General features: G+C 67.8%; 20 protein-coding genes. 7 read left to right on the top strand and 13 right to left on the bottom strand.

Annotated features, from left to right (window positions below):
• The first annotated feature begins 16 nt into the window (after window positions 1–16).
• The 3 genes from ACZLIB_RS00305 to ACZLIB_RS00295 all read left to right on the top strand — a co-directional run bounded on the left by ACZLIB_RS00305 (window position 17) and on the right by ACZLIB_RS00295 (window position 6,571).
• A complete protein-coding gene (locus ACZLIB_RS00305; RefSeq protein WP_004133799.1) occupies window positions 17–406 on the top strand; it encodes an I78 family peptidase inhibitor in 390 nt (129 codons plus the stop codon).
• 175 nt (window positions 407–581) lie between these two features.
• Complete coding sequence (gene gltB / locus ACZLIB_RS00300) at window positions 582–5,036, top strand: glutamate synthase large subunit (protein ID WP_478468869.1); 4,455 nt, start codon at window positions 582–584, stop codon at window positions 5,034–5,036.
• Window positions 5,037–5,125: 89 nt separating this feature from the next.
• On the top strand, window positions 5,126–6,571 hold the full coding sequence (locus ACZLIB_RS00295) for an FAD-dependent oxidoreductase (protein ID WP_164117970.1): 1,446 nt from the start codon (window positions 5,126–5,128) through the stop codon (window positions 6,569–6,571).
• Here ACZLIB_RS00295 and ACZLIB_RS00290 read toward each other — a convergent pair.
• Entirely contained in the window at window positions 6,557–8,965 is a 2,409-nt protein-coding gene (locus tag ACZLIB_RS00290; protein ID WP_478469965.1) for an ATP-binding protein, read from the bottom strand. The two genes, ACZLIB_RS00295 and ACZLIB_RS00290, sit on opposite strands and share 15 nt — an antisense overlap.
• 167 nt (window positions 8,966–9,132) lie before the next feature.
• Here ACZLIB_RS00290 and ACZLIB_RS00285 point away from each other — a divergent pair, with 167 nt between their 5' ends.
• Window positions 9,133–9,999 carry a methylglyoxal synthase gene (locus ACZLIB_RS00285; protein WP_049461554.1) on the top strand — a complete coding sequence of 289 codons (867 nt, stop codon included), beginning with the start codon at window positions 9,133–9,135 and terminating at the stop codon, window positions 9,997–9,999.
• Window positions 10,000–10,328: 329 nt separating this feature from the next.
• Here ACZLIB_RS00285 and ACZLIB_RS00280 read toward each other — a convergent pair whose 3' ends face one another.
• From ACZLIB_RS00280 to ttcA, 3 genes are read right to left on the bottom strand one after another with little or no spacing between them, the layout of a single operon-like run.
• Window positions 10,329–11,108 (bottom strand): M48 family metallopeptidase, encoded by a 780-nt coding sequence (locus tag ACZLIB_RS00280; RefSeq protein WP_032128692.1) that lies wholly within the window; start codon window positions 11,106–11,108, stop codon window positions 10,329–10,331.
• 59 nt (window positions 11,109–11,167) lie between these two features.
• Complete coding sequence (locus ACZLIB_RS00275) at window positions 11,168–12,073, bottom strand: recombination-associated protein RdgC (RefSeq protein WP_005411825.1); 906 nt, start codon at window positions 12,071–12,073, stop codon at window positions 11,168–11,170.
• A gap of 36 nt (window positions 12,074–12,109) precedes the next feature.
• On the bottom strand, window positions 12,110–13,030 hold the full coding sequence (gene ttcA / locus ACZLIB_RS00270; RefSeq protein ID WP_180862782.1) for a tRNA 2-thiocytidine(32) synthetase TtcA: 921 nt from the start codon (window positions 13,028–13,030) through the stop codon (window positions 12,110–12,112).
• A 91-nt stretch (window positions 13,031–13,121) separates the two neighbouring features.
• On the opposite strand from ttcA, the gene ACZLIB_RS00265 reads away from it, so the two are divergent.
• Complete coding sequence (locus tag ACZLIB_RS00265) at window positions 13,122–13,325, top strand: YdcH family protein (RefSeq protein ID WP_005421068.1); 204 nt, start codon at window positions 13,122–13,124, stop codon at window positions 13,323–13,325.
• Window positions 13,326–13,425: 100 nt separating this feature from the next.
• Here ACZLIB_RS00265 and plsB read toward each other — a convergent pair whose 3' ends face one another.
• The 4 genes from plsB to ACZLIB_RS00245 form a co-directional block, all read right to left on the bottom strand.
• Window positions 13,426–16,062, bottom strand: a complete 2,637-nt coding sequence (gene plsB / locus ACZLIB_RS00260; RefSeq protein ID WP_107432561.1) for a glycerol-3-phosphate 1-O-acyltransferase PlsB — start codon at window positions 16,060–16,062, stop codon at window positions 13,426–13,428.
• Complete coding sequence (locus ACZLIB_RS00255; RefSeq protein WP_478468868.1) at window positions 16,062–17,012, bottom strand: hypothetical protein; 951 nt, start codon at window positions 17,010–17,012, stop codon at window positions 16,062–16,064. The genes plsB and ACZLIB_RS00255 overlap by 1 nt, the downstream gene beginning before the upstream one ends.
• Before the next feature lie 425 nt (window positions 17,013–17,437).
• Window positions 17,438–18,163, bottom strand: a complete 726-nt coding sequence (pyrF, locus tag ACZLIB_RS00250; protein WP_032128688.1) for an orotidine-5'-phosphate decarboxylase — start codon at window positions 18,161–18,163, stop codon at window positions 17,438–17,440.
• Window positions 18,160–19,083 (bottom strand): 5'-nucleotidase, lipoprotein e(P4) family, encoded by a 924-nt coding sequence (locus ACZLIB_RS00245; RefSeq protein WP_478468867.1) that lies wholly within the window; start codon window positions 19,081–19,083, stop codon window positions 18,160–18,162. The genes pyrF and ACZLIB_RS00245 overlap by 4 nt, the downstream gene beginning before the upstream one ends.
• Before the next feature lie 101 nt (window positions 19,084–19,184).
• Here ACZLIB_RS00245 and ACZLIB_RS00240 point away from each other — a divergent pair, with 101 nt between their 5' ends.
• Entirely contained in the window at window positions 19,185–19,838 is a 654-nt protein-coding gene (locus ACZLIB_RS00240) for a YceH family protein (protein WP_478468866.1), read from the top strand.
• Between the two features lie 98 nt (window positions 19,839–19,936).
• On the opposite strand, the gene ACZLIB_RS00235 is transcribed toward ACZLIB_RS00240, so the two are convergent.
• The 5 genes from ACZLIB_RS00235 to ACZLIB_RS00215 form a co-directional block, all read right to left on the bottom strand.
• Window positions 19,937–20,464 (bottom strand): GNAT family N-acetyltransferase, encoded by a 528-nt coding sequence (locus tag ACZLIB_RS00235; protein ID WP_032128685.1) that lies wholly within the window; start codon window positions 20,462–20,464, stop codon window positions 19,937–19,939.
• A gap of 91 nt (window positions 20,465–20,555) precedes the next feature.
• Window positions 20,556–20,804: a DUF3592 domain-containing protein gene (locus ACZLIB_RS00230; RefSeq protein WP_336684551.1), complete on the bottom strand. Its 249-nt coding sequence runs from the start codon at window positions 20,802–20,804 to the stop codon at window positions 20,556–20,558.
• Complete coding sequence (locus tag ACZLIB_RS00225) at window positions 20,801–21,022, bottom strand: DUF3592 domain-containing protein (protein ID WP_336684552.1); 222 nt, start codon at window positions 21,020–21,022, stop codon at window positions 20,801–20,803. Before ACZLIB_RS00225 ends, ACZLIB_RS00230 begins: the two co-directional genes overlap by 4 nt.
• A 38-nt stretch (window positions 21,023–21,060) precedes the next feature.
• Window positions 21,061–21,798: a DUF3592 domain-containing protein gene (locus ACZLIB_RS00220; protein WP_478468865.1), complete on the bottom strand. Its 738-nt coding sequence runs from the start codon at window positions 21,796–21,798 to the stop codon at window positions 21,061–21,063.
• 107 nt (window positions 21,799–21,905) lie between these two features.
• Entirely contained in the window at window positions 21,906–23,882 is a 1,977-nt protein-coding gene (locus tag ACZLIB_RS00215; RefSeq protein ID WP_478468864.1) for a UvrD-helicase domain-containing protein, read from the bottom strand.
• Window positions 23,883–23,983: 101 nt separating this feature from the next.
• Between ACZLIB_RS00215 and ACZLIB_RS00210 the strand changes: the two genes are divergently transcribed.
• Window positions 23,984–24,604, top strand: a complete 621-nt coding sequence (locus ACZLIB_RS00210) for a thymidine kinase (protein ID WP_008264720.1) — start codon at window positions 23,984–23,986, stop codon at window positions 24,602–24,604.
• The last annotated feature ends 63 nt before the right edge of the window (window positions 24,605–24,667 follow it).

Below are 24,667 nucleotides of genomic sequence, written 5' to 3'. Positions count from 1 at the left end.
CCCTTCCGGAGTCATGATGTCGTTCCCGATTCGCGCCCGTTCGCTCTCCGCCCTGTTGCTGCCGGCCGTGCTGGCGCTGACCGCCTGCCAGGCACCGGCGCTGGATGAACAGGATTCGGCCACGGCCCACGCCCAGCAGGCCGCCGAAGCCGCCAAGGCGCCGGCCGACGAAGCCGGCAAGGCCACCGAGGCTCCGCCGGTCGGCACCTGCGATGCCAGCCAGGTGCAGAGCCTGGTCGGCCAGACCTACACCGACGCGCTGGGCAAGCAGGCGCAGGAAGATGCCGGCGCCAACCAGGTGCGCGTGCTCAAGCCCAACGACGTGGCGACGATGGAGTTCCTCGGCGACCGCCTGAACATCGAAGTGGACGCCAAGGGCGCCGTCAGCGGCGCGCGCTGCGGCTGAGTCCGGCCCCGCGCCGGCACTGGGTTGCCGGCGCGTTCTGTTGCACCTGCAACCGTGTATTGCGGCGTTGCAGCAACCTGTGATCTAGTCGAGGCATCCGGTGGCCTCACGATGCGCTCCAAGGATTGAGCGGGCTTGAGTGTCCCCGTTCAATTCATTCCGCATCGAGGTAGAGATGGCCCCCCGCAACCGCCAAGGGCTTTACGACCCGCGCTCCGAGCGCGATGCCTGTGGATTTGGCATGGTCGCCCAGCTCGACGATCAACCATCGCGCCTGTTGGTTGATACCGCCATCGCCGCGCTTTCGCGCATGACCCACCGTGGCGGTGTCGCCGCCGATGGCCTGACCGGCGATGGCTGCGGCCTGCTGCTGCGCCGCCCCGATGCGTTCCTGAAACTGCTGGCCAGCGAAGCCGGCATCGCGGTCGCTGCGCGTTTCGCCGCCGGCCTGGTGTTCCTGCCGCACGACGCCGACGCGGCGCAGGCCTGCCGCGCGCAGCTGCAGGCGCAGGTGGAAGCGGTCGGCTGCAAGGTCGCCGGCTGGCGCGAGGTGCCCACCGATGACAGCGTCTGCGGCCAGCTGGCGCGCGACACGCTGCCGCGCATCGAGCAGGTGTTCGTCGACGCCGGCATCGGCCAGGACGATGCCGGCTTCGCGCTGGCGCTGTTCCTGGCCCGTCGCCGCAGCGAACAGCAGCTGCGCGAACACGCCGACTTCTACGTCACCACCCTCACCCCGGATGCGATCAGCTACAAGGGCATGGTGCTGCCGGACAAGCTCAGCCGCTTCTTCCCGGACCTGCAGCGCCGCGAGCTGGCCTCCAGCGCGATCGTGTTCCACCAGCGCTTCTCCACCAACACGCTACCGCGCTGGCCGCTGGCGCACCCGTTCCGCATGCTCGCCCACAACGGCGAGATCAACACCATCGAAGGCAACCGGCGTTGGGCGCAGGCGCGCAGCAAGGTGTGGAAGACGCCGCGCTTCGATATCGGTGAATTCGACCCCGTCATCTCCATGCACGGCTCTGACTCGCAGAGCCTGGACAACATGCTGGAGCTGATGGTGGCCGGTGGCATGGAGCTGATCCAGGCGCTGCGCATCCTGGTGCCGCCGGCCACCCAGTCGCTCGAATTCAAGGATCCGGACCTGGCCGCCTTCTACGAGTTCCATGGGCTCAACAGCGAGCCGTGGGATGGCCCGGCCGGCATCGTCGCCTGCGACAGCCGCTACGCCGTATGTACCCTCGACCGCAACGGCCTGCGCCCGGCGCGCTGGATGCTGACCGCCGACCGCCACTTCCTGGTCGCCTCCGAAGCGGGTGTGTGGGAAGTGCCGACCGAGCGCGTGGTACGCAAGGGCAAGCTCGGCCCCGGCGAAATGGTGGCCATCGATCTCAAGCGCGGTGACCTGCTCGACTCCGATGCGGTGGATCGCATCAACCGCGGTCGTGCGCCGTACAAGCAATGGCTGCAGCAGGGCGTGACCTACCTGCAGACCGAACTGATCGATCCCTCGCTGGTGGAGGAACCCTTCGACGAAGGCACGCTGCGCAGCTACCACAAGCTCTACCAGCTCAGCAGCGAGGAAGTGGAACAGGTGCTGCGGCCGCTGGCCGAGACCGAGCAGGAAGCCACTGGCTCGATGGGCGACGACACGCCGATGGCGGTGCTGAGCCAGCGCAGCCGTCCGCTCTATGACTACTTCCGCCAGGCGTTCGCGCAGGTCACCAACCCGCCGATCGACCCGCTGCGCGAAGACTGCGCGATGTCGCTGTCCACCCAGCTCGGCAAGGAGACCAACATCTTCCACGCCGGCCCGGAGACGGTGAACCACGTCATCCTCAACTCGCCGGTACTGAGCCAGCGCAAGCTGCGCCAGCTGCTGAAGATGGACCAGTACGTGCAGGCCAACCGCCTGCTCGACCTGTCCTACAGCGAAGACGAGGGCCTGCGCGCCGGCATCGAGCGCATCTGTGCCGAGGCCGAACAGGCCGCGCGCGACGGCATGGTGATGCTGCTGCTGTCTGACCGCTACCCGGTGGCCGGACGGCCGATGGTGCATGCCCTGCTCGCCACCAGCGCCATCCACCACCACCTCTCGCGGCTGGGCCTGCGCTGCGACGTGAATCTCATCGTCGAGACCGGCACCGCGCGCGACCCGCACCACATGGCCTGCCTGCTCGGCTTCGGCGCCACGGCGGTGTATCCGTACCTGGCCTACCAGACCCTGTTCGACCTGGGCCGACGCGGCATCCTCAAGCTCAGCAAGGGCGGTGAGCAGTCGCAGATCGGCCGCCGCTACCGCAAGGGCGTCTACAAGGGCCTGTCGAAGATCATCTCGAAGATGGGTATCTGTACCGTGGCCAGCTACCGCGGCGCGCAGCTGTTCGAGATCATCGGCCTGGAACCGGAAGTCGTGGACCTGTGCTTCCCGGATACCGCTTCGCGCATCGGTGGTGCCGGTTTCGCGCGCCTGGATGCCGACGCACGCGAGCTGTGCGCGCAGGCCTGGGACGCGCAGCAGGACGTGGATGTCGGCGGCCTGCTGAAGTACGTGCACGGCGGCGAGTACCACATGTACAACCCGGACGTGGTGACCACCCTGCAGCGCGCGGCGCGCAGCGGCGATCCGCGTGCCTGGCAGCAGTACTGCGATGCCGTGCACGCGCGTCCGCCGTCGGCACTGCGCGACCTGCTGGAACTGGTGCCGGCCGCTGCGCCGACACCACTCGATGACGTGGCGCCGGCCAGCGAGCTGTTCCCGCGCTTCGATACCGCGGCGATCAGCCTGGGTGCACTGTCCCCTGAGGCACACGAGGCGCTGGCGATTGCGATGAATCGCCTCGGTGGTCGCAGCAATTCCGGCGAAGGCGGTGAGGATCCCGCCCGCTATGGCACCGCCAAGCGCAGCAAGATCAAGCAGGTGGCCTCGGGCCGCTTCGGCGTCACCGCCGAATACCTGGTCAACGCCGAAGTGCTGCAGATCAAGGTCGCGCAGGGCGCCAAGCCCGGCGAAGGCGGCCAGCTGCCCGGCCACAAGGTCAACGAACTGATCGCGCGGCTGCGCTATGCCAAGCCGGGCATCGGCCTGATCTCGCCGCCGCCGCACCACGACATCTATTCCATCGAAGACCTGGCGCAGCTGATCTACGACCTCAAGCAGGTCAACCCGACCGCGCTGGTGTCGGTGAAGCTGGTCAGCCATGCCGGTGTCGGCACGATCGCCGCCGGCGTGGTCAAGGCCGGTGCGGACCTGATCACCATCTCCGGCCATGACGGCGGTACCGGTGCGTCACCGGTCAGCTCGATCCGTTACGCCGGCGTGCCGTGGGAACTGGGCATTGCCGAAGCACACCAGGCACTGCTGGCCAACGACCTGCGCGGGCGCACGTTGCTGCAGACCGATGGCGGCCTGAAGACCGGCCTGGACGTGGTCAAGGCCGCACTGCTGGGCGCGGACAGCTTCGGCTTCGGCACCGCGCCGATGATCGTGCTGGGCTGCAAGTACCTGCGCATCTGCCACCTCAACAACTGCGCCACCGGCGTTGCCACCCAGGATGAGCGCCTGCGCGAGAACCACTTCACCGGCCAGCCCGAGCGCGTGGAGAACTTCTTCCGCCTGCTGGCCGAGGAAGTGCGTGGCTGGCTGTCGTACCTGGGTGCGCGTTCGCTGGAAGAAATCGTAGGCCGCGCCGACCTGCTGCGGCAGATCGACGCCGCGCCGCGCGACGGCGTGCGCGTGGATCTGTCGCGCCTGCTGGCCGACAGCCGCTACGAGGGCAGCCACTGCGCGGCGCAACGCCTGTACGAATCGCCGGACAGCCTGGCCACGCAGATGGACGGCCTGCTGGCCCCGGCCATCGAACACAAGCGCGGTGGCGAACACCGCTTCCTGATCCACAACACCGACCGCAGCATCGGCACCCGCCTGGCCGGTGCGGTGGCACGCGCACACGGTAACCAGGGCATGGCCGAGGCGCCGCTGGAACTGCGTTTCCGCGGCAGTGCCGGGCAGAGCTTCGGCGCGTTCAACGTCGGCGGCCTGCACCTGGAAGTGGAAGGCGAAGCCAACGACTACGTCGGCAAGGGCATGGCCGGCGGCCGACTGGTGGTGCGTCCGCCGCGCGGCGCCCGCTTCGAGGCACGCAGCACCGCGATCATCGGCAACACCTGCCTGTACGGTGCCACCGGCGGTGAACTGTTCGCTGCCGGTCGTGCCGGCGAACGTTTCGCCGTGCGCAATTCCGGCGCGCTGGCGGTGGTGGAGGGTGCTGGTGACCACTGCTGCGAGTACATGACTGATGGCGTGGTGCTGGTGCTGGGCAAGGTCGGCCTGAACTTCGGTGCGGGTTTCACCGGCGGGCTGGCCTACGTGCTGGACGTCGACCGCGATTTCGTCGACCGCTACAACCACGAGCTGATCGACATCCATCGCGTGTCCGCCGAAGGCTTCGAGAACTACCGCCAGCACCTGCACCGCCTGATCGGCCGCCATCGCGAGCTGACCGGCAGCATCTGGGCGCAGCAGATCCTGGACGAGTTCCGCGACTACATCGGCAAGTTCTGGCTGGTCAAACCGAAGGCCGCCAGCATCGAGTCGCTGACCGAAACCCTGCGACGCGCCGCGTAACGGTAGTGCCGGCCGCTGGCCGGCATCCCAGGATCACGTAGTGCCGGCCGCTGGCCGGCAACGTTCCCCCCCGCATTCCAGAGCCCGCCATGAGCCGCAAGCACGCCTTCCAGTTCCTCGATCTGCCCCGCACCATGCCGCAGCGCATTCCGGTGGAACTGCGCACGTCCGGCGACTGGGGCGAGCTGTATGGCAAGTTCGGCAAGGAGGACGCCCAGTACCAGGCCGGCCGCTGCCTGGACTGTGGCAACCCCTACTGCAGCTGGAAGTGCCCGGTGCACAACGCCATTCCGCAGTGGCTGCAGCTGGTGCAGGAGAACCGCATCCATGAAGCCGCCACGCTGTGCCACAGCACCAACCCGCTGCCGGAAGTGTGCGGCCGGGTCTGCCCGCAGGATCGCCTGTGCGAGGGCAGCTGCACGCTGGAGGAATTCGGTGCGGTCACCATCGGTGCGGTGGAGAAGTACATCGTCGATACCGCGCTGGCCAGCGGCTGGCGCCCGGATCTGGGCGCGGTGCAGCCCAGCGGCCACAGCGTGGCGGTGATCGGCGCCGGTCCGGCCGGCCTGGCCTGCGCTGATCGCCTCGCCCGCGCTGGCATTGCCGCCGTGGTCTACGACCGCTATGAGCAGATCGGCGGCCTGCTGCAGTTCGGCATTCCCAGCTTCAAGCTGGACAAGGACGTGATCCACCGCCGCCGCGAAGTGCTGGAGGGCATGGGCGTGCAGTTCCGCCTCGGCGTCGAGATCGGACGCGACCTCAGCGTGCAGCAGCTGCTGGATACCCACGACGCGGTGTTCGTCGGCACCGGCGCCTACCGCTACACCGATGGTGGCCTCGACGGCCAGGACCTGAAGGGCGTGCTGCCGGCCCTGCCGTTCCTGGTGCAGAACAGCCGCATCGTTGGCGGCGATGACCCGAAGGGCCGGCCGATTGCCGGCTGGGAAGACACCATTGCCCTGCCCGACCTCAACGGCAAGCGCGTGGTGGTGCTCGGTGGCGGCGATACCGGCATGGACTGCGTGCGCAGCGCGGTGCGGCTGGGCGCGGCCAAGGTCACCTGCGCCTATCGCCGCGACGAAGCCAACATGCCCGGCAGCGCGCGCGAAGTGGCCAATGCCCGCGAAGAAGGCGTGCGCTTCCTGTTCAACCGGCAGCCGCTGTCGATCGAAGCCGGCGCCGACGATGAAGTGATCGGCGTGACCGTGGTGGAAACCCGGCTGGGCGAGCCCGATGCCAACGGCCGCCAGAACGCCGTGCCGATCGAAGGCAGTGAATCGCTGCTGGAAGCGGACGTGGTGATCATCGCCTTCGGCTTCTCGCCGAGCGTGCCGGCGTGGCTGGCCGAGCTGGGCGTGGAAGGCCAGTCCAACGGCCGCATCGTGGCCGGCGGCAAGGACCGCCTGCCATTCCAGACCGCGCATCCGCGCCTGTTCGCCGGTGGTGACGCGGTGCGCGGTGCTGACCTGGTGGTGACCGCCGTGGCCGAAGGCCGCGATGCCGCCGCCAGCATCGTGCGGTTACTGGCCCACTGAGTCCGGTACCAGCAATGCCGCCAGCAGCGCCCGCAGTGCGTGCGGCTCCACCGGCTTGGCCAGGAAGTGGTCGATGCCAGCCGCACGACAGGCTTCGCGGGTGCTTTCCATCACGCTGGCGGTGAGCGCGATGATCGGCATCTGCGCACGCGCCGGGCAGGCGTCGGCACGGATCGCCCGTGCCAGCGCGAAGCCATCCATGCCCGGCATGTGGCAGTCGGTGATGACCAGGTCGAACGGCTGCGCCTGCCATGCTTCAAGCGCCGACCGTCCATCGGTACAGGCGTGGACCTGCAGCCCGAGCGCACACAGGTGCTGCTCCAGCAGATGCAGGTTGGTGGGATGGTCTTCAGCCATCAGCACGCGCGCCGCCGGCAATGGACGCTCGTCGGCAACCGCCGCCGCGGGCGCGGCCACGGGTGCCTCACAGGCATCCAGGTCCAGATCCAGCCACACCGTGGTGCCCTTCCCGGGTGAGCTGCGCAGCTGCAGCTCCGCCCCCATCGAGATCGCCAGCTCGCGGCAGATCGCCAGGCCCAGCCCACTGCCGCCGAAGCGCCGCGTGGTCGAGCGCTCCGCCTGGGTATAGGCAGCGAACACCGCCTGCTGGCGCTCCTCGCTGATGCCCACGCCGCTGTCGCTTACCTGCAGGCGCAGCCGCTGGCCCCAGTCACGTTGCTGCAGTACCTGCACCTGCAGTTCCACGTGGCCGTGCCGGGTGAACTTCAACGCGTTGCCGGCCAGGTTGAACAGGATCTGGCGCAGGCGCAGGCCATCGGCCAGCGATCCCGGCTGCATCTCCGGATCAAGCACCATCTGCAGGTGCAGGCCTCGGCTGGCGGCCACCGGCATCAGCAGCTGCTGCACCGCGCGCACCAGTGCCGCCAGGTCGGTGGGCCGCAGCTGCAGTGGTGCGCCTTCCAGGCGTTGGCTGTGCAGTACATCGTCGAGGATCTGCCGCAGCATCCGCGCGGCATCATCGACGGTGGCCAGCACCTGCTGCTGGCGCGCCTCCAGCCTGCTGCCCGCCAGCCGTTCGAGCATGCCCAGCAGCGTGCTCATCGGGGTGCGGATCTCGTGGCTCATCGTTGCCAGGAAGTGCGCCTTGGCCTGTGCCGCCTGCTCGGCCTCGCGGCGCGCTTCGGCCAGCGCGCGGGTACGTGACTGCACCTCACTGACGTCGATCCAGTAGCCGCTCCACTCGACGTCGCTGTCGTCGCAGGACAACGGCCGCCCATGCGAGCGCACCCATCGCCAGCCCTGTGGCGAGCGGGTGCGGAAGGTGACGTCGATCGGGCCACGCGCCAATGCAGCCATCTCGACGCAGGCCATCACCTGGTTACGGTCTTCCGGGTGGACCGCGGCCAACAACCGCTGGTGATCGATCCGCGCGGTCTCCACGCTGATTCCGAACAGGGCCTGCACGTCCCCGGCGATCTGCGGAAAGCTGTAGTGGCCGCCCGCCGAACGACGCGCCTGGTAGACCACCGCCGGCAGGTTCGCGGTCACCTCCTGCAGGCGCTGCTCCACCCCTCGGCGGCGCACGCTCTCGCGATGGACCCGCCAGTAGCCGAAGGCATGGACCAGCGCCAGGGCGAGCAGGATCAGCGAGGCCGGCACCAGCCAGCGCAGGGGCGACGATGACGGAGCGTTGCGCGGCCGGTCCGGCAGCCAGGCCGCGCGGATCTGATCGCGTTCGGTATCGGTCAGCTGCGACAGCGCCTGTTCGAAGCCGGCGATGACATCGGCGCAGGCGGGCGTGGTCGCCAGCACCAGGGCATCATCGAAACCGGCCGGCGCGGCGATCAGCAGTGCATCGCCCTGGTAGCGGCGCAACGCCGCCTCGACGTCGCCGAGGTTGGCGACCACCGCATCGATCAATCCGGTGCCCAGCAGCGGGAGTGCATCGTCCAGCGCTGCCGGTGGCAGCAGCTGTGCACCCGCTGCCTGCTCGGCCAGCAGCCCCTGCAGCGGCACCCGGCTGGGGCTGGCCACAATGCGTCCACGTAGATCTTCCAGGCCCAGCACCGGCGGCGCATCCTCCCGGCGCACGATCACCTGTGGCAGCTGCAGGTAGGGCGTGCTGACCACCCATCCGGCAGGCAGTTGCGAGCGTGGCCATCCCAGCAGCGCCTGGGTGCCGGCCGGCAGCTCGTCCCGGTCCACGCTGGTGGCCGGCACGGGCAACAGCTGCAGTGGCCGTTGCCCGCCCAGCAGCTTCAGGTACGCCGCGCCGAGCCCCCGGGCTTCGCCCTGTTCGCTGGACGACAAAGGAGCACGGTCGGACGGCCAGGCGATGCGCAGCGGTGTGCTGCAGCCCGTGGCGGAGGCCGCGGCAGGCAGCAGCAGGCTGGCCATGACAGCAATGGCTGCCGGGAAGCCGGCGACATTCACGGTAGGCATCCTCATCTCGCGGGCGGAAGGAACGGCCGCGCTGCGGTACCGCTGCCTGCCACGCTATCGACGCCCGGGCCGACGGCAATGAAGAAAGTTGTAAAAGCATCCAGATGGGGGAATGCCGACATACACTGCCGCCTTCACCCGTACCTGCGGAGCGTTCGATGCGCATCGGCCTGGCTGCCAACCGTCTTCATCACCACGACGCGCGCGCTGCGCTGTTCCGTTGGCTGCGCAGCAGCGAGGCCGGCCTGCGCGAGCTGGGCGTGTCGCTGCATGCGGTCGGCCGCACCCATGACGCGATCGAACGGCAGGGCTTCCTGACCGGGTACGCGGGCCTGCACCGTTATCCCTACGGACGCGAGGGTGGCCTGATGAAGCTGGTCGCCGAAGTCGTTGGCATGGGTCCGGATCGGACACTGGATGGCGCGATCTACCTGATCGACCCGGTCGATCCATCCTCGGTGTTTCCGGAAGCAACCGCGCTCAAGCGGCAGTGCGTGATCCACGGCAAGCCGTTCATTTCGACCGTAGCCACCGCACGCGACTGGGTGGAGGTGGAGCGCGTCCACGCCGGGCTGGCAGCCGATGCCGGCGCCGACGACCTGCATGCGTTCGAAGGCCAGACACTGGCGCTGATCGCGCACGATGCGATGAAGCCGGCGATGCTGGCCTTCGCCGATGAGCACTTCGATGTGCTGGCCCGGTTCGGTGAGCGGGTGGCCACCGGGACCACCGGCCAGCGTTTGAACGAGCTGGCCTGGAGCCGGGGCTGGCCGCGTGATACGCCGTGGGTGACGCGCTACCAGAGCGGTCCGATGGGCGGTGATGCGCAGATTGCCGACCGGGTGCTGGAGGGGCGTTGCCAGCGCGCGATCTTCTTCGAGGATCCGCATGTGGCGCGCCAGCATGAGGCGGATATCCAGCTGCTGGAGCGCGCGGTGACGACGGTGACCGATCAGGCAGTGTGCATTACGGCGCCGCGGGTGGCGGCGCGGTGGGCGGCGGCGGTGGCGCTGCGGGCGGGGTGAGGGTTTCGGCCAACGGCTGAGCCCCTCGTGGTGGGTGGGGCCTGCGCGGTCATGAGGTTGGCCGGGATGGGTGGAATTGCGGGGGACGCCGTGAACCCATCCATGGGGGCTTGGCCGCGGCATCCATGCCGCGGACACCCCCGCAATCCCACCCATCCCGTCCTTCGACAGTTTCCGGTGTGCCCACCACGGAAGAAAGAAAGAAGAGCAGGAGCGAAAGCGGGTCGCGCGCTGCGCGCGCTTTTGTAGAGCCGAGCCATGCTCGGCTGCTGTTGATCGCGAGGGCTGAATATCCGCGCTACGCGCGTTAGCCGAGCATAGGCTCGGCTCTACAGCAGCTGGCGGAGCATAGCTTTCAAGCGTCGCCCTTCCAGCTGGAAGTAATCGCGCTGTTCGCGCCAGGCGGGGAAGCGTTGTTCCACTTCGTGCCAGAACGCGGGTGAGTGATTCGGCTGGATCAGGTGGCAGAGTTCGTGCACCAGCACGTACTCGAACGCCTCGGATCGGCCCAGCACCAGCGCCAGGTCCAGTGCCATGCTGCCGTCCGGGGCCAACGATCCCCATTGCGAGGACATCACCTTCAGACGCAGGCGGCTGGGTGCGCGCGGCAGGGTGGGCAGGTACTTCGGCAGCCAGCGGCCGACGTCGGCGCGGGTCTGGGCTTCGTAGAACTCGCGCAGCAGGCGGCGCAGGGTGGCATCACCGCCGCGGGTCGGCCACTGCACGCAGGCGCCGTGCGCGTCGATCTCCAGCCGCGCGTAGCGGCCTTCCTGCCAGCGCAGCGGCAGCAGTTCGCCACGCAGGGGCAGCACGCCGTCTTCGCCCGGCTGCAGCGGTGCTGGCAGGCCCTGGCCCTGGTACTGGCGAAGCTGCAGTGCCAGCCAGTCGCGGTGCTGTTCCAGGAAGCGTTCGCCCATCACCAGGCTTGCGCGCGGCGGCAGGGTCAAGCGTGCGCCGCGCTCGTCCACGCTCAGCTTGATGCGGCGCGCACGTGGATCGCGCACGCGCAGCACCTCGATCTCGGCATCCTCCAGGCGCAGGCGAACGGTGTCGCGCTGTACGGTGGCGGGCGGGGTCGGGCTGATCAGGCGGCGCAGCAGACGGCTCATGCGCCCAGCATAGCGCCGCTTCGGGCCGCCGGATGACCGGCGGCCGTCGGGCTGCCTGTTCAGTCAGCCTTGCTGAGCTTGAAGGCTTCTTCCAGCAACAGGAACAGGCGGCGGATCTCGGCGCTCTGCAGGGCGAAGCGGGCGTCGAACTCGGCGCGGCGGCCGTCTTCGTCGGCATGCTCCAGCTGGTCCAGGGCGCCGTCGAGGAACTTCAGCTTGCGCACGATCAGGTCGTCGCCGATCACGAAGGACAGGTTGTCTTCGAAGATCAGCGCCAGCTTGGTCACCTGCTTGCCGGCGTCCAGGTGCTTGTCGATCTCGTCGCAGCGCAGTTCCTGGTGCTGGCACTTGACCACCGCACCGCCCTCCACCGGGTCCTTCATCTCGCATTCTTCGCCCAGGCTCAGCCCGGTCGGCAGCGGCTCGCCGGCGATCCAGCCGGTCAGGATCGAACGCGGTGCGACTTCGGCATTCAGCGGCATCGCCGGGAAGCTGCCGAGCAGGCCGCGGATGTCGGACATGAAGTACTCGCCGGTCTTGCGGCTGGAGGTATCCACCGCCACGTAGCCGTGCTGCAGGTCGATGAAGGCGTCGTTGCGCGAGGACTTCACGAAGGCGCGCGGCAGCAGTTCATGCAGCAGGTCGTCCTTCATGCGCTTGCGCTCGCGGCCACCCGGGCGGCGGCCTTCCTTCTCCTCGATCTCCTCCAGCTTGCGCTCGAGCAGGTCGTTGACCACCGCCGCCGGCAGGATCTTGTCCTCGCCGCCCACGGTCAGCCACAGATGTTCGGCGATGCGGTGGGAGAGCAGTTCCTTCTCCTCGCGGCCGAACGGCGAGATGAAGCCGCGCGAATTCATTTCCAGTGCGCCGACCGGCTTCAGCAGCGCGTGCGGCAGCAGGGTGTCGACTTCGGAAAAATCGGTGGTGGTCGGGAAACGGAAGAACGTCAGGTTGCGAAAGAACATGGAATTCCGGATGGCAAAGAGGAAGGGCGACCGACCTTAAACGGTGGGCGTCTCGGGATCTGCGTCGGCGTCGGCCGGGGAACCGGCCAGCCAGGCATGGGCGTCGGGCAGCGGCGCGTCGTCGCGACGGCCCAGCGCCATGAAGTCGAACAGGGTGGTGTCGGCCAGCTGCGAGGGCCGGACTTCGCCCATGGCACGCGCGATCTGCTCGATGCGGCCCGGGTGGTCCTTTTCCCACTGCTTCAGCATCAGGCCGACCTGGCGGCGCTGCAGGTTCTCCTGGCTGCCGCACAGGTTGCAGGGAATGATCGGGAACTGGCGTGCCTGTGCGTACTCGACGATGTCGCTTTCGCGCACGTAGGCCAGCGGCCGGATCACCACGTGCTTGCCGTCATCGCTGCGCAGCTTCGGCGGCATGCCCGACAGCTTGGCGTGGTGGAACAGGTTCATGAAGAACGTGGCCACCATGTCGTCGCGGTGGTGGCCCAGCGCGATCTTGGTGAAGCCATGGAGTTCGGCGTAGTTGTACAGCGCGCCACGACGCAGCCGCGAGCACAGCGAACACATGGTCTTGCCTTCCGGAATGACCCGGCTGACCACCGAATAGGTGTCCTGCTCGATGATGTGATACGGCACGCCCAGGCCTGCCAGGTATTCCGGCAGTACGTGCTCGGGGAAGTCCGGCTGCTTCTGGTCCAGGTTCACCGCCACCAGCTCGAACGGCACCGGCGCCTTCTTCTGCAGCTGCAGCAGCACGTCCAGCAGGGTGTAGCTGTCCTTGCCGCCGGACAGGCAGACCATGACCTTGTCGCCGGCCTCGATCATGCCGAAGTCGGCAATCGCCTCGCCAACCTGGCGGCGCAGGCGCTTGGCCAGCTTGTGCTGCTCGCGCTCGGCCACGCGCGGATCACGGGCGGCGCGCGGCTGGGGATCGGGAAGGGAAATCACGGCACTCATGGGTTCCATTCTAACGGCTCGGAGCGGCCACGGCCGGGGGTCGGAATTCCCCTCTCCCGGCAGTCATCATCGCTGTGTATGCTCGGAGGCTGTGGACACCTACAGCCCCGCCGAGATCGTCGAGCACCTCGCCGCCCTGCGCGCCGAGCACCGCCTGCTGGATGAACAGATCACCCGCATGGCCGCCAATGGCGAGGACGAGCTGGAAGCCAAGCGCCTGAAGCGGCGCAAGCTGCAGCTGAAGGACTGCATCGCCAGGCTGGAAAGCCTGCAGATTCCCGACGAACCGGCCTGAGCGGTGGCCCATCCACGCATGGCGTGGATCTACTGCTTCGCCCCGGTAGATGCCAACCTTGGTTGGCATGCCGTTCGCCGGGCACGGCCCGGCGCTGCCTTCAATCCTGCGGCGCAGGCTCGTCCGGGCGTGCCGCTTCCGGGCTGACCCGTTCGATGGTGTGGCGCAGCTCGCGGCCGAGGATGAACTTGGCATCCTTGGCCCACGCATCCAGGCGTTCGTCGAACAGCAGCTTGCTGTTCTCGTCCGGCCACACCAGGCGCAGCTCGCGCAGCTTCTGGATGAAGCCGCGGAACAGGGACTTGTCGAAGAACTCCGGTGCCGCCGGTGCATAGAGCAGGCTCAGCCGCTGCGCGGCCTGCTGGCACAGGCTTTCCAGCTCGGCCGCGCCGAGCACGCCCGGGCCGTTCTTCACCAGCACCGAGATGGCGATGTAATAGCGCTCGAACGCCTGCTGCAGCGAATGGCCGATCGCACGCAGGCGGAACACCTCGTCGGTCTGCCCCGTATTGCGCGCCAGGATGCCGCCGTCGTCATCGTTGACGTTCTGCAGCAGGCCCTCGCGCACGAACACATCGATGGTCCGGTCGATGCGCAGGGCGAACTCGTCCTCGCTCCACGGCAGGAACAGCTCGGCCTGCAGGAACGGGTATACCGTACGGCCCAGCTGGACCAGGCCGGTGCGGCTCATGCGGCGGTTGTTCTGGAAGCAGCAGGCCACCCACGACGAGGCGGTGAACAGGTGCACCACGTTGTTGCGGAAGTAGCTCAGCAGCACTGCGGTATCGCCGCTGACGCTGAGCACGTCGCCCAGCGGGTGCTTGATGCGGGTGAGGACGTTGATTTCCTCGGCATGGGCGATGATCCGCTCCGGCGAGTGCGGGGTCACCGTCACCCGGTCCGAGTACGGCATCTCGACCAGCAGGGTCTTGCACAGCTCGATCTGCGCGATCAGGTCGGCCTCGCCCATCGCATGCTTCGGCGTGGACAGCAGGGCCAGCGCCAGCAGGTTGATCGGGTTGACGTCGGCGGCACCGTTGATGCGCACCTGGATGCGTTCGGCCAGCGTATCCACCGTGGTCGACAGCCACGCCGGCTTCTCGTCCTCGGAGACCGCCTCGCCCTTCCACTCCGGCGCCTTCTCGGCGAGCACGTCGTTCAGTGCGATCGGTTCGCCGAAGTTCACCACCACCTGGCCGTAGTTCTGCTTGAGCACCTTGGGGATGCCCCACAGCAGCGACCAGATCGATTCCTTTTCCTTCGGCCGGCCGGACAGTTCGTCCAGGTAGCTGCCGCCTTCCATCAGCTTCTCATAGCCGATGTAGATGGGCTGGAACAGCACCGGCTTGCGCGGCTGGCGCAGGAACGCGCGCAGCGTCATCGAGATCATGCCGCCCTTGGGCTGCAGCAGTCGGCCGGTACGCGAGCGGCCGCCTTCGACGAAGTACTCCAGCGAGTAGCCACCGGCCACCAGCTGCGCGACGTATTCGCTGAGCACCGCCGAGTACAGCGCGTTGCCACGGATCGAGCGGCGGATGAAGAACGCACCGCCCTTGCGCAGCAGGGTGCCGACCACCGGCAGGTTCAGGTTGATGCCGGCCACGATGTGCGGCGGCACGATGCCACGGTCGTACAGCAGGTAGGACAGCAGCAGGTAGTCCATGTGGCTGCGGTGGCTGGGCACGTAGACCACTTCGTGGCCCGGCGCGGCGGCCTTGAACTTGTCCAGGTGGTGCACCAGCACGCCCGCATAGATGCGGTTCCACACGTGGCTGAGCATGAAGCTGGCCGAACGCACCACCGGGCTGGAATAGTCCGCGGCGATTTCCCAGGCGTAGGCGTGCGCCTTCTTCCAGGCATCGGCCGGCTTCGAATTGTCGCGCTTGGCCTGTGCGGCGATCGCTTCGCGCACCGGTTCGGCGGCCAGCACCTGGTCGACCAGCAGGCGCCGCGTCGACAGGTCAGGGCCGATCACCGATTCACGAATGCGGCGGAAATGGGTACGCAGCACGCGCTGCAGCTTGCGCACCGTGCGCTCCGGCTCCAGGCCTTCGTCCACGGTGCTGCGCAGCGAGATCGGCGGGGCAAAGCGGACGATGGTGCTGCGGCCGTTGAGCAGCACCGCCAGCAGGCGGCGGAAGCGACCCACCAGCGCCCAGTTTTCCGAGAACAGCACGGCGAACCAACCGCTCTGCTTGTCCGGCGCGCGGCCGACGAAGATCGACACCGGCACCAGGTGCACGTCCAGGTCATCGCGCACGCGATGGGCCTGCAGCACCTTGGCCAGCGAATCGGAGTGGGTCTTGGCGCCGCGCTGTTCGGGAATCAGCGAGTTGCTGGAGCTGCGCCGCGACAGCGCCAGGTAGGCGCGCTTGCGGCCGGTCGGGTCACCGGCCAGCGGCACCAGCGGCGACGGCAGGCCGGCCTGGCGGCAGGCCTTGTCCAGGATCAGCGCATTGGACAGGCCGTAGTCCTCCAGCACGTACATGACCGGGCGGCCATCGTTGTACTGGCCCGGGTCTTCCGGTTCGATCTTCAGCGACAGCCACGGTTCGACCAGACGGCCGAGCAGGCGAGCCCACAGCGGGCGGCGGCCAGCCGGACGCGCGTGCGCGGGCGGCGGTACCGGGTTCGGGCCGGTACCGGTCGAGGGGGACGCCGGCACCGTATCGGCGGGCGTCGACTGGGATTCTTCGCCGGGGAACGGCAGCGGGTTCTGTTTCGACATCGGCGCCATTATGGCTTAGGCGGCAGTGTTGCCGCTTCCCCACCCTCGGGCGGGGTCTCGGCCGGTGCCGGCGCCGCTGCGGCACGGGCCGCGTCGGCCTTGCGCAGCAGGGCATCGGTGTCGGCCAGGGTGCGGGTCAGGTACCAATGGCCCTCGCGGCGGCTCAGCGGCAGCTGCAGGGTCATCTCACGCCCCGCCAGGTCGTAGTGCAGGCGTACCAGCGCGTTGTCGCCCTCCACCGAGAGCAGTTCACCGCGCACGCTGCGCAGTGCGTCATCCACGCCCAACCCGTAGCTGCCCAGCACCGCCTTGAGGGTATGGATGAACGGCGCCAGCTGCTGCAGGCTGCCTTCCATGCCCGCGGCCTGCAGGCCGGCCTCATCGTCGAAGCCAACCTTGCCGGCGGCACCCACCAGCGCGGCGATCGTGCTGCGTGCACGCGCACGGTCACTGATCGGCGCGCCCTGCGCCCAGCTGGCGAGGGTTTCCACCAGGGCGATGTAATGGGCCTGCTGGCCGGGCGTATAGCCCTTCTGGTGGCGCAGGTACTGCACGCCGAAGTTGCCCATCGACTGCGCGGCCTGGCGTACGGCGCTGGCCTGACCAGCCAGCTGGCGATCGAAGCTGCGCTGCAGTTCGGCACCGGCATTGGGCGTGCGCAGTGCGGCCAGCATCGGCAGCAGCTGGTCGCCCAGTGGCAGCTCGGTCAGCGGCCACTGGCTGTGGCCCTCGGCCCAGGCCTGCTGCAGGCGCTGGTACTGGCTGGGCGGAACCGACAGCTTTGCATAGCCGACCAGATCGTCCTCGGCCAGGCGCAGGGCCATCGCCTGCACCGCCGCAACCGGTTCGGCTGCCGGCCTGGCCGGATCGTTGGCCGGTTCACTGCACGCGGCCACGGCCAGCAGCATGACTGCCAGCCCCCATCCACGCGCAGACCTTCCTCGCACTGCCACGCTCATGCACTCGGACTCCCCGGACCGGTCCGCATCTTGCGGCCTGCGAGGTGACAGCGGCAAGCCGGGACGTCACGGTTTCCGCGGTTGCTTGTGCAAGTCACTGATCGGAATAAAAAAAGAGCCGGGATCACGAGGATCACAGGCTCTTCAAGCCGGCGCAGGGCCGGTGGACAGTGTTGTGGCACATGTCCGGTCCGAGGACCGGATGGCGGCGATCCTACGCTGCCGCTCAAGTTAAGGCAACACTTCACGTAGTGCCACATAAATCATTGATTTTATTGATTAGACTGATGCCTGGCGCCGGGGCCATGAAATCTACGGCAGGTTTTGCGGCGATTCGGGCACAACCGGGTCCTTCGGCGGATGCAAAAACGCCATCCCGCGCGGGTCGGGATGGCGTTCGGGCCTGCAGCCTGCGCAGCGGAATCTCAGCGCGTAGCCAACGCCGACGCGATTTCCTGCTGGATGGCCCGGGCCGCAGCCTGCGGATCGGCGGCCAGGCGGATCGGGCGACCGACCACGATGGCATCGGCGCCATCGGCAAAGGCCTGGGCCACGCCAACGGTACGCTTCTGGTCATCGCCGACCGGGCCACCGGGGCGGATGCCCGGGCAGACGATCGAGAACCCGGCGCCGGTAGCGGCGCGGATCGGGCCGGCTTCCTGGCCCGAGGCGATCACGCCATCGATACCGGCCGCCTGCGCGGCCAGCGCGCGCTCGACCACCACGTCCACCGGCTCACGGTCGATGCCCATCTGCGCCAGGTCCGGGCGGCCCATCGAGGTCAGCACGGTCACCGCCAGCAGGCGCATGTCGCTGCTGTTGGCGGCGGCGCAGGCTTCCATCATCGCCGGGTGCCAGCCGTGGATGGTGGCGTAGCTGACCGGCCACTGCGACAGGCGCTTGATCACCGCCGCGGCGGTGGCCGGGATGTCGAAGAACTTCAGGTCGACGAACACGCGCTTGTCGCGGCGGGCCAGCTCGTCCAACACCTGGAAGTACTCGCCGGAGGCGAGCAGTTCCATGCCGATCTTGTAGAACGCCACGCTGTCGCCGAGGCGGTCGACCCACTCCAGCGCCTGCACGCGGTCAGGCACGTCCAGCGCGAAGATCAGGCGCTCGTCATCGCGCAGCGGCAGCGGCGCGCGGCTCACGGTGCGTAGTCCAGGGCGGCGCGCTTGGCGTCGTGGCGGGCCTGGCGCGACTGGCTGTAGTCGTTGTTGAACTGCGCCGGCTCGAAGCCGCCGTAGGTCGGGTTCGGCAGCATCCACCAGCGCTCGCCGAACCAGTCGTGGTACTGCTGCAGCAGCGCGTCACGACCGTCGTTGGTGTTGGCGGTCACCTCGACGAAATCGCCCAGCTGGTCGCCGAACTGCATCAGCACGCGGTATTTCTGCCCGGCCAGGCGGCGGCGGCAGTTCTTCTCGTTGCCGGCCTGCTCGCAGCCTTCGACCACGGTGCCCAGGCCCAGGAACACGCTGTCATCGGCCACCGGCAGGCCCTGCTCGCGCAGGTTGGCCAGGGTTGCGTCCTTCAGGTGCACGGCGCGGTTGGAGATGTACAGCAGGGTCACGCCCTTGGCGTTGGCGGCCTTGGCGAAATCAACCACGCCCGGAATGGCCTTGGCCTTCTTTTCGGCCACCCACTGGTCCCAGGTCAGCTCGTCGTATTCCTTGCCGTCGCGGACCAGGCGCGCCTGGTAGGGCGAGTTGTCCAGCACGGTCTCATCCACGTCCAGCACCACGGCCGGCTTCAGGCCCTTGGCCTCGTTGCCGCGTTCTTCCGGCACCAGCGCGTCCCAGTGGGCTTCCTTCAGCGCGGCATCCAGGTGGTCGGCGGCGGCACGGTAGGTCTGTTCGGTGATCGCCTTGTACTCCTGCGCGCGCTGCATCCACAGCACCGCATTGAGGTTGTCGTTGGCAGTGGCATCGAGCGCGCCGTCGGCCTTGGCAGCGGCGGCCGGGGCCTCCGGCGCAGCGGCTTCAGCGGCAGGCGCATCCACGCGCTTGCAGGCGGACAGGCCCAGCGCCGCGGTGGCGAGCAGGGTCAGGGACAGGGAAACGGGACGACGCATGGATTCACCGGCAATCAGATATACCGGCGCATTTTACCGGCAAAGGCGGTCCCGGGACGGCTATGCTTGGCGGTTGACCCGTTGCCCTTCCGGAGGCCGCCATGACCGATTCCGTCCAGACCCCCGACGTTCCCCTGCTCGACGCCGTGCAGGCCCGACTGCTGGGCTGCCTGGTGGAGAAGGAGGCAACCACACCGGACACCTACCCGCTGACGGTCAATGCGGCCCAGTCCGCCGCCAACCAGAAGACCGCCCGCGAGCCGGTGATGAACGTCGACGCCGGCAGCGTGCAGCACGCCCTGCGCCAGCTGGAAACACTGGGCCTGGCCCGCCAGCACTTCTCCTCGCGCGCAGACCGTTACGAGCACCGCCTGCAGGCCGCGCTGGACCTGACCCGGCAGCAGACCGTGCTGCTGGCGATGCTGCTGCTGCGTGGGCCGCAGACCCTGGGCGAACTGGTCTCGCGCAGCGAGCGCCTGCATCGTTTTGCCGACACCGACGAAGCCCGCCACGCCATCGAGCGCCTGCAGCAGCGCGCGCTGCTGGTGGTGCTGCCCCGCGCCAGCGGCCAGCGCGAAGACCGCTACATGCACCTGTTGTGCGGTGAAGTGGACGGCGCGGCGCTGGCTGCGAAGTACGCCAGCAGCGGCAGTGGCAGCAGCGAAGCGGCCGACCCCGGCCTGGCCGAGCGCGTGGCCCAGCTGGAAGCGGCGGTGGCCGAACTTCAGGCGCAACTGGCTGAACTGCGCGGTTGATGGTGGGTGCCGACCGTTGGTCGGCACTGCATCTGAATCGTGCCGACCAACGGTCGGCACCCACCGTCAGCTGCTGCTGTGCCGGCCAGCGGCCGGCACTACCCGACGTCAGCCGCACCCAAGGTGGCGTACAGCCGGCTGGGCGTTTCGATGCCCGGCAACTGGATCACCCCGCGCTCCTGCATGCCCAGGCCCAGCAGGATCTTCCCGGACACCACGTTGTCCAGATCGGTGATGCCGTACAGATCCTGCAGGCCCAGCTCAGCGCGCGCATGCGCGAACACCGCCCGCGCCGCCTCACCGGCATAACCCTGCCCGGCGAATTCAGACAGCACCGCGTAGCCGATGTCCGGCCCCGGCAGGCCATCTCGGCGCACCAGCCCGGCATTGCCCAGCCACGCCCCGTCGGCCAAGCGCTCGATCGCGTACATGCCGAAGCCGTTCAACGCATAACTGTGCAACACCCGCAACGCGATGTAGTCCCGCGCCTGCTCCTCGCTGCGCACGTTGCGATCACCGATGAAAAGCAGGAAGCCCGGATCGTTGAGCAGTGCCAGCATCGGCGCAGCATCCCGGTCTGGTTCCAGGCGGCGCAGCCGCAGGCGTTCGCTTTCGATGGGATGCATGGGTGGGCTCCGGAAGGAATACCTCGATTTTGCAACGCCAGCGCCCGCCGTGCAGCACGCTCAGGCCAAGTGGGCCACTACGATGCCCAGCCTAGCCACATGCCCCGTCACGCTGGCCGAACAGGATCGGCCAGTAGCGCACGCACAGGCGATGGACGCATGCGGCGATCAGGCAGAACCCCATGCCCATCAGCGCCAACAGCAGCGGTGCGCCCCAGCGCAATCCCGGGTGCTGGATACGAGCCTTGGAAGGCATGCCGCCGGGATATAGCACCTGTACCTGTTCGCCGACCACGTACAGTGGTGCCCCGGTAGCAAAGGACGCGGTGAACTGAATCATCTGCCCTGTGCGGTCTGGAACCTCACCACCGGGCGATGCAGGGTGATGTCACGTGCGGGCATCCCCTCCATTTCCGACCGGGCATCCTCTGCCTGGACGGCCACCACCGTTCCGGTTACGGAAACGGCCTTGCGCGCGAAACGCTGGACGTCCACGAACAGCCAGGCGGCGGCCAGAAGGATCAGCAGGCCCACGGCAAAGAAAACAGCAAAAAACATCTGAGGAGGGTGGGCATGGTGCTGGCCGGGTTGATCGATCAGCGTGCAGGTGCCGGCGCTGATCGAATGAAGGAGATATCGACATGGTAGTAGCGCGGATTGACCGGCATGACATGGACATCCAGTTCACGCCCACTCACCTGTGCACGGGGATCGGCCCAGAGATACGCGCTGTGGAAGACATGCCATCGAGTGGTTTCAGGATCGCGCCAGGCGCAGACGATGACGAACGGATGCCTTCCCCCCGAAAATACTCCGCGATCGCGCTTGATCGCCCGGACCTTGGCTTGCACCCGTGTCCCGTGGCGAAGGAGCTGCCTGCGCCGCCATGCCCTCGCCGCCTGCGGCAGGTGCAGAAGTCCCACCCCCAGCAAGAATGGGCCGCCGGTCACTCCCAGTATGACGCTCAGGCCCCAGGGTGATGAGAGCGAACGCACCAGGGCCTTGTCCGGGCGGTCCGGCAGGTACAGCACATCTACATGATCGCCCGTCATATAGGCACGACGGCTGGTACGACCTGCGAAGAACCGCATCACTTGCCCGCTGCTGGTAGTGAAGTCCACCCAGTACAGGAACGTCACCCCTGAAGTGCGCGAACCACCGCGATCAACGCTGGCAGCCACATGGGTGATCCTGCCATCGGCAATGACCGCCGCATCGAGGAAGCGCCTGGCCCCAACGTAGGCCAGAAGCGCTGAAACAAGCAGGACCACGCCCAGCCCGAGGAAGGTACGGGTGAGAACAGGAGGGATGTCGTTGGACACGATGAAGGACACGGCGCGCACTTCGGGTGCGCTCACACTAGGCCTTAACCCGATGCAGGCTCAAGGCCAGAAGCGTCAATCGGACGGGTTGGAATACCACTTTAGTCGCTTTTCGATCCTCAATCGAACAGCGCCTCGATCGCCGCCAACCCCGCCGTCGCGCGTTCCTTCTTGCGCGCGGCATCGGCCACCGGGTCGGCACCGTCGCGCTGGATCTCCTCGGCCGGAATCTCCTCGAAGAACCGGCTCGGCTTCAACCGCACGTGCTCGCCGAACTTGCGGGTCAGCTTGCTGTAACTCATCCACAGCTGGATCTTGGCGCGGGTGATGCCCACGTAAAGCAGGCGACGCTCTTCCTGCAGATTGCCCTCGTCCAGGCTGACCTGGTGCGGCAGCACGCCGTCCTCGCAGCCAACGATGAACACGTACGGGAACTCCAGGCCCTTGGAAGCGTGCATGGTCATCATGCGCACCTGGTTGCCGCCCTCGTCCTTGTCGCTGCGCGACAGCAGCGCCAGCTGGCCGGCCAGATCGGCGGCGGTGGCGCCGCGCGGGCCGCCCTCGAACCACTGCGCCAGTTCCTCGATGTTGTTGGCACGGCGCTGGTAACTTGCCTCTTCCTTGGCCTGCTGGCGCAGTTCGCTGAGCAGGCCGGATTCCTTGGCGACCTTGCGGATCATGTCGCCGGAAGTGACCTGCCGGGTCTGTGCACGCAGGTCACGCAGGATGTCGGTGAAGCGCGCCAGGCTGTTGGCCGCGCGCGGGGGCAGTTGCTGCAGGGCACCGATCGCCTCGGCAGCCTGCGCCATCGGCATGTCCTTCTCCTGCGCCAGCTCGGCCAGCTTGGCCAGCGTGCCAGCACCGACGTCGCGCTTGGGTGACTGCACCGCACGCATGAACGCGGTGTCGTCGTCCGGGTTCACCAGCAGGCGCAGCCAGGCCAGCGTGTCCTTCACTTCCTGGCGTTCCAGGAACATGGTGCCGCCGGTCAGGTGGTAGGGAATGCGCAGCAGCTGCATCGCCTTTTCCAGCGGACGCGACTGGAAGTTGCCGCGGAACAGGATGCAGAAATCACTCCACGGCACATTGCGCGACTGCGCCACGAAGGCGATCTCGGCGGCAACCTTTTCCGCCTCATGTTCGCTGTTGCGGCATTCCCACACGCGGATGCGTTCGCCGTCGGCCTGGTCACTCCACAGCTTCTTCAGGTGCTCGTGCGGGTTGTTGGCGATCAGCGCATTGGCCGCGCGCAGCACGCGGTTGGAGCAGCGGTAGTTCTGCTCCAGCTTGATGATCTCCAGCTTGGGATAGTCGCGCCCCATCTGCTGCAGGTTTTCCGGATTGGCGCCGCGCCAGGCATAGATCGACTGGTCATCGTCACCCACGCAGGTGAAGTTGCCCTTGTCACCGGCCAGCTGCTTGAGCAGCCGGTACTGCGCGTCGTTGGTGTCCTGGCATTCGTCCACCAGCAGGTAGCCGATGCGCTCGCGCCAGGCCAGCGCGATCTCCGGATTTTCTTCCAGGATCTGCACCGGCAGACGGATCAGATCATCGAAGTCGACCGCATTGAACGCGGTCAGGCGCAGCTGGTAGCGCTCGTAGACGCTGGCCGCTTCCTTCTCGCGATTGCTGCGCGCGGCGGCCATCGCCTGTTCGGGCGACAGGCCGGCGTTCTTCGCGCGCGACACCAGGTTCTTCATGTCCTCGATGTCATCAGGCTTGGCCCCGTACATCAGGTCCTTGATCTGCGCAGCGGCATCGTCGGCATCGAAGATCGAGAAGCCGCGCTTCAGGCCAACGGCCGCGTGCTCGATCTGCAGGAACTTCAGGCCCAGCGCATGGAAGGTGCAGATGGTCACCTCGTCGGCGTCCTGCTCGCGCAGGCGCTTGGCCACGCGCTCGCGCATTTCCTTGGCCGACTTGTTGGTGAAGGTGATCGCCGCGATGCGGCGCGCCGGATAGCGGCCGCAGCCGATCAGGTGGGCGATCTTTTCCACGATCACACGCGTCTTGCCGCTGCCCGCGCCGGCGAGCACCAGCAATGGACCTTCGATGTGCAGGACGGCGGCGGCTTGGGGGGGATTGAGACCGTGCATGGGATGGGGATTGTAGCGGGGCCGGGTGACGACCACAGCGGGCCGCCGGTGGGGTTGCTGAACGGCTTCGGCGAAGCGGGGCCGCGGCGTACAATCCGTCGATGGCCAAGCTCTACTTCTACTATTCGGCGATGAACGCCGGCAAGACCACCACCCTGCTGCAGAGCGCCCACAACTACCGCGAGCGCGGCATGCGGGTGGCGATCCTGACCCCGCGCCTGGACGATCGTGCCGGCGCCGGCGTGGTCGCCTCGCGGATCGGCCTGCGTGCGGACGGCATGGCCTTCGACCGCGATACCGACCTGCAGCGCTGGGTTGAACAGGATCTGGCAGCCAACGGCCCGATGGGCTGCGTGCTGGTGGACGAGGCGCAGTTCCTGACCCGCGCCCAGGTCTGGCAGCTCAGCGAAGTGGTCGACCAGCTGCGCATTCCGGTGCTGTGCTACGGCCTGCGCACCGACTTCCGCGGCGAGCTGTTCGAAGGCAGCCAGTACCTGCTGGCCTGGGCCGATGAGATGCAGGAGATCAAGACCATCTGCCACAGCGGCAAGAAGGCGACGATGACGGTGCGTGTGGACGAGCATGGCCACGCGGTGCAGGACGGCCCGCAGGTGGAGATCGGCGGCAACGACCGCTACGTGTCGGTCAGCCGCGCCGAGTTCAAGAAGATCACCCGCGGTGAAGGGCGGATCGATCCGGCGCAGGCGCCGCTGCCGCTGTAGCAGGCGCGCCGGTGCGCCATGACCTCCAGCGGTTTACAAGCACGCGCTGTCGCGCCTAGGCTG

The sequence above is a fragment of the Stenotrophomonas sp. 220_Sma genome (assembly GCF_056487375.1).
Note: the sequence above shows the minus strand (reverse complement) of the source record. Positions and strands in the feature narration are given on the sequence as shown.

What these genes read in the sequence shown, in the direction of transcription:
- plsB (WP_107432561.1), bottom strand. Translation starts at nt 16,062, where the DNA reads ATGGCGCCGATGTCGAAACAGAACCCGCTGCCGTTCCCCGGCGAAGAA.
- ACZLIB_RS00235 (WP_032128685.1), bottom strand. Translation starts at nt 20,464, where the DNA reads ATGCATCCCATCGAAAGCGAACGCCTGCGGCTGCGCCGCCTGGAACCA.
- ACZLIB_RS00210 (WP_008264720.1), top strand. Translation starts at nt 23,984, where the DNA reads ATGGCCAAGCTCTACTTCTACTATTCGGCGATGAACGCCGGCAAGACC.
- ACZLIB_RS00215 (WP_478468864.1), bottom strand. Translation starts at nt 23,882, where the DNA reads ATGCACGGTCTCAATCCCCCCCAAGCCGCCGCCGTCCTGCACATCGAA.
- ACZLIB_RS00295 (WP_164117970.1), top strand. Translation starts at nt 5,126, where the DNA reads ATGAGCCGCAAGCACGCCTTCCAGTTCCTCGATCTGCCCCGCACCATG.
- ACZLIB_RS00255 (WP_478468868.1), bottom strand. Translation starts at nt 17,012, where the DNA reads ATGAGCGTGGCAGTGCGAGGAAGGTCTGCGCGTGGATGGGGGCTGGCA.
- ACZLIB_RS00285 (WP_049461554.1), top strand. Translation starts at nt 9,133, where the DNA reads ATGCGCATCGGCCTGGCTGCCAACCGTCTTCATCACCACGACGCGCGC.
- ACZLIB_RS00240 (WP_478468866.1), top strand. Translation starts at nt 19,185, where the DNA reads ATGACCGATTCCGTCCAGACCCCCGACGTTCCCCTGCTCGACGCCGTG.
- gltB (WP_478468869.1), top strand. Translation starts at nt 582, where the DNA reads ATGGCCCCCCGCAACCGCCAAGGGCTTTACGACCCGCGCTCCGAGCGC.
- ACZLIB_RS00275 (WP_005411825.1), bottom strand. Translation starts at nt 12,073, where the DNA reads ATGTTCTTTCGCAACCTGACGTTCTTCCGTTTCCCGACCACCACCGAT.
- ACZLIB_RS00230 (WP_336684551.1), bottom strand. Translation starts at nt 20,804, where the DNA reads ATGATTCAGTTCACCGCGTCCTTTGCTACCGGGGCACCACTGTACGTG.
- ACZLIB_RS00280 (WP_032128692.1), bottom strand. Translation starts at nt 11,108, where the DNA reads ATGAGCCGTCTGCTGCGCCGCCTGATCAGCCCGACCCCGCCCGCCACC.
- ACZLIB_RS00245 (WP_478468867.1), bottom strand. Translation starts at nt 19,083, where the DNA reads ATGCGTCGTCCCGTTTCCCTGTCCCTGACCCTGCTCGCCACCGCGGCG.
- ACZLIB_RS00225 (WP_336684552.1), bottom strand. Translation starts at nt 21,022, where the DNA reads ATGTTTTTTGCTGTTTTCTTTGCCGTGGGCCTGCTGATCCTTCTGGCC.
- ACZLIB_RS00305 (WP_004133799.1), top strand. Translation starts at nt 17, where the DNA reads ATGTCGTTCCCGATTCGCGCCCGTTCGCTCTCCGCCCTGTTGCTGCCG.
- ttcA (WP_180862782.1), bottom strand. Translation starts at nt 13,030, where the DNA reads ATGAGTGCCGTGATTTCCCTTCCCGATCCCCAGCCGCGCGCCGCCCGT.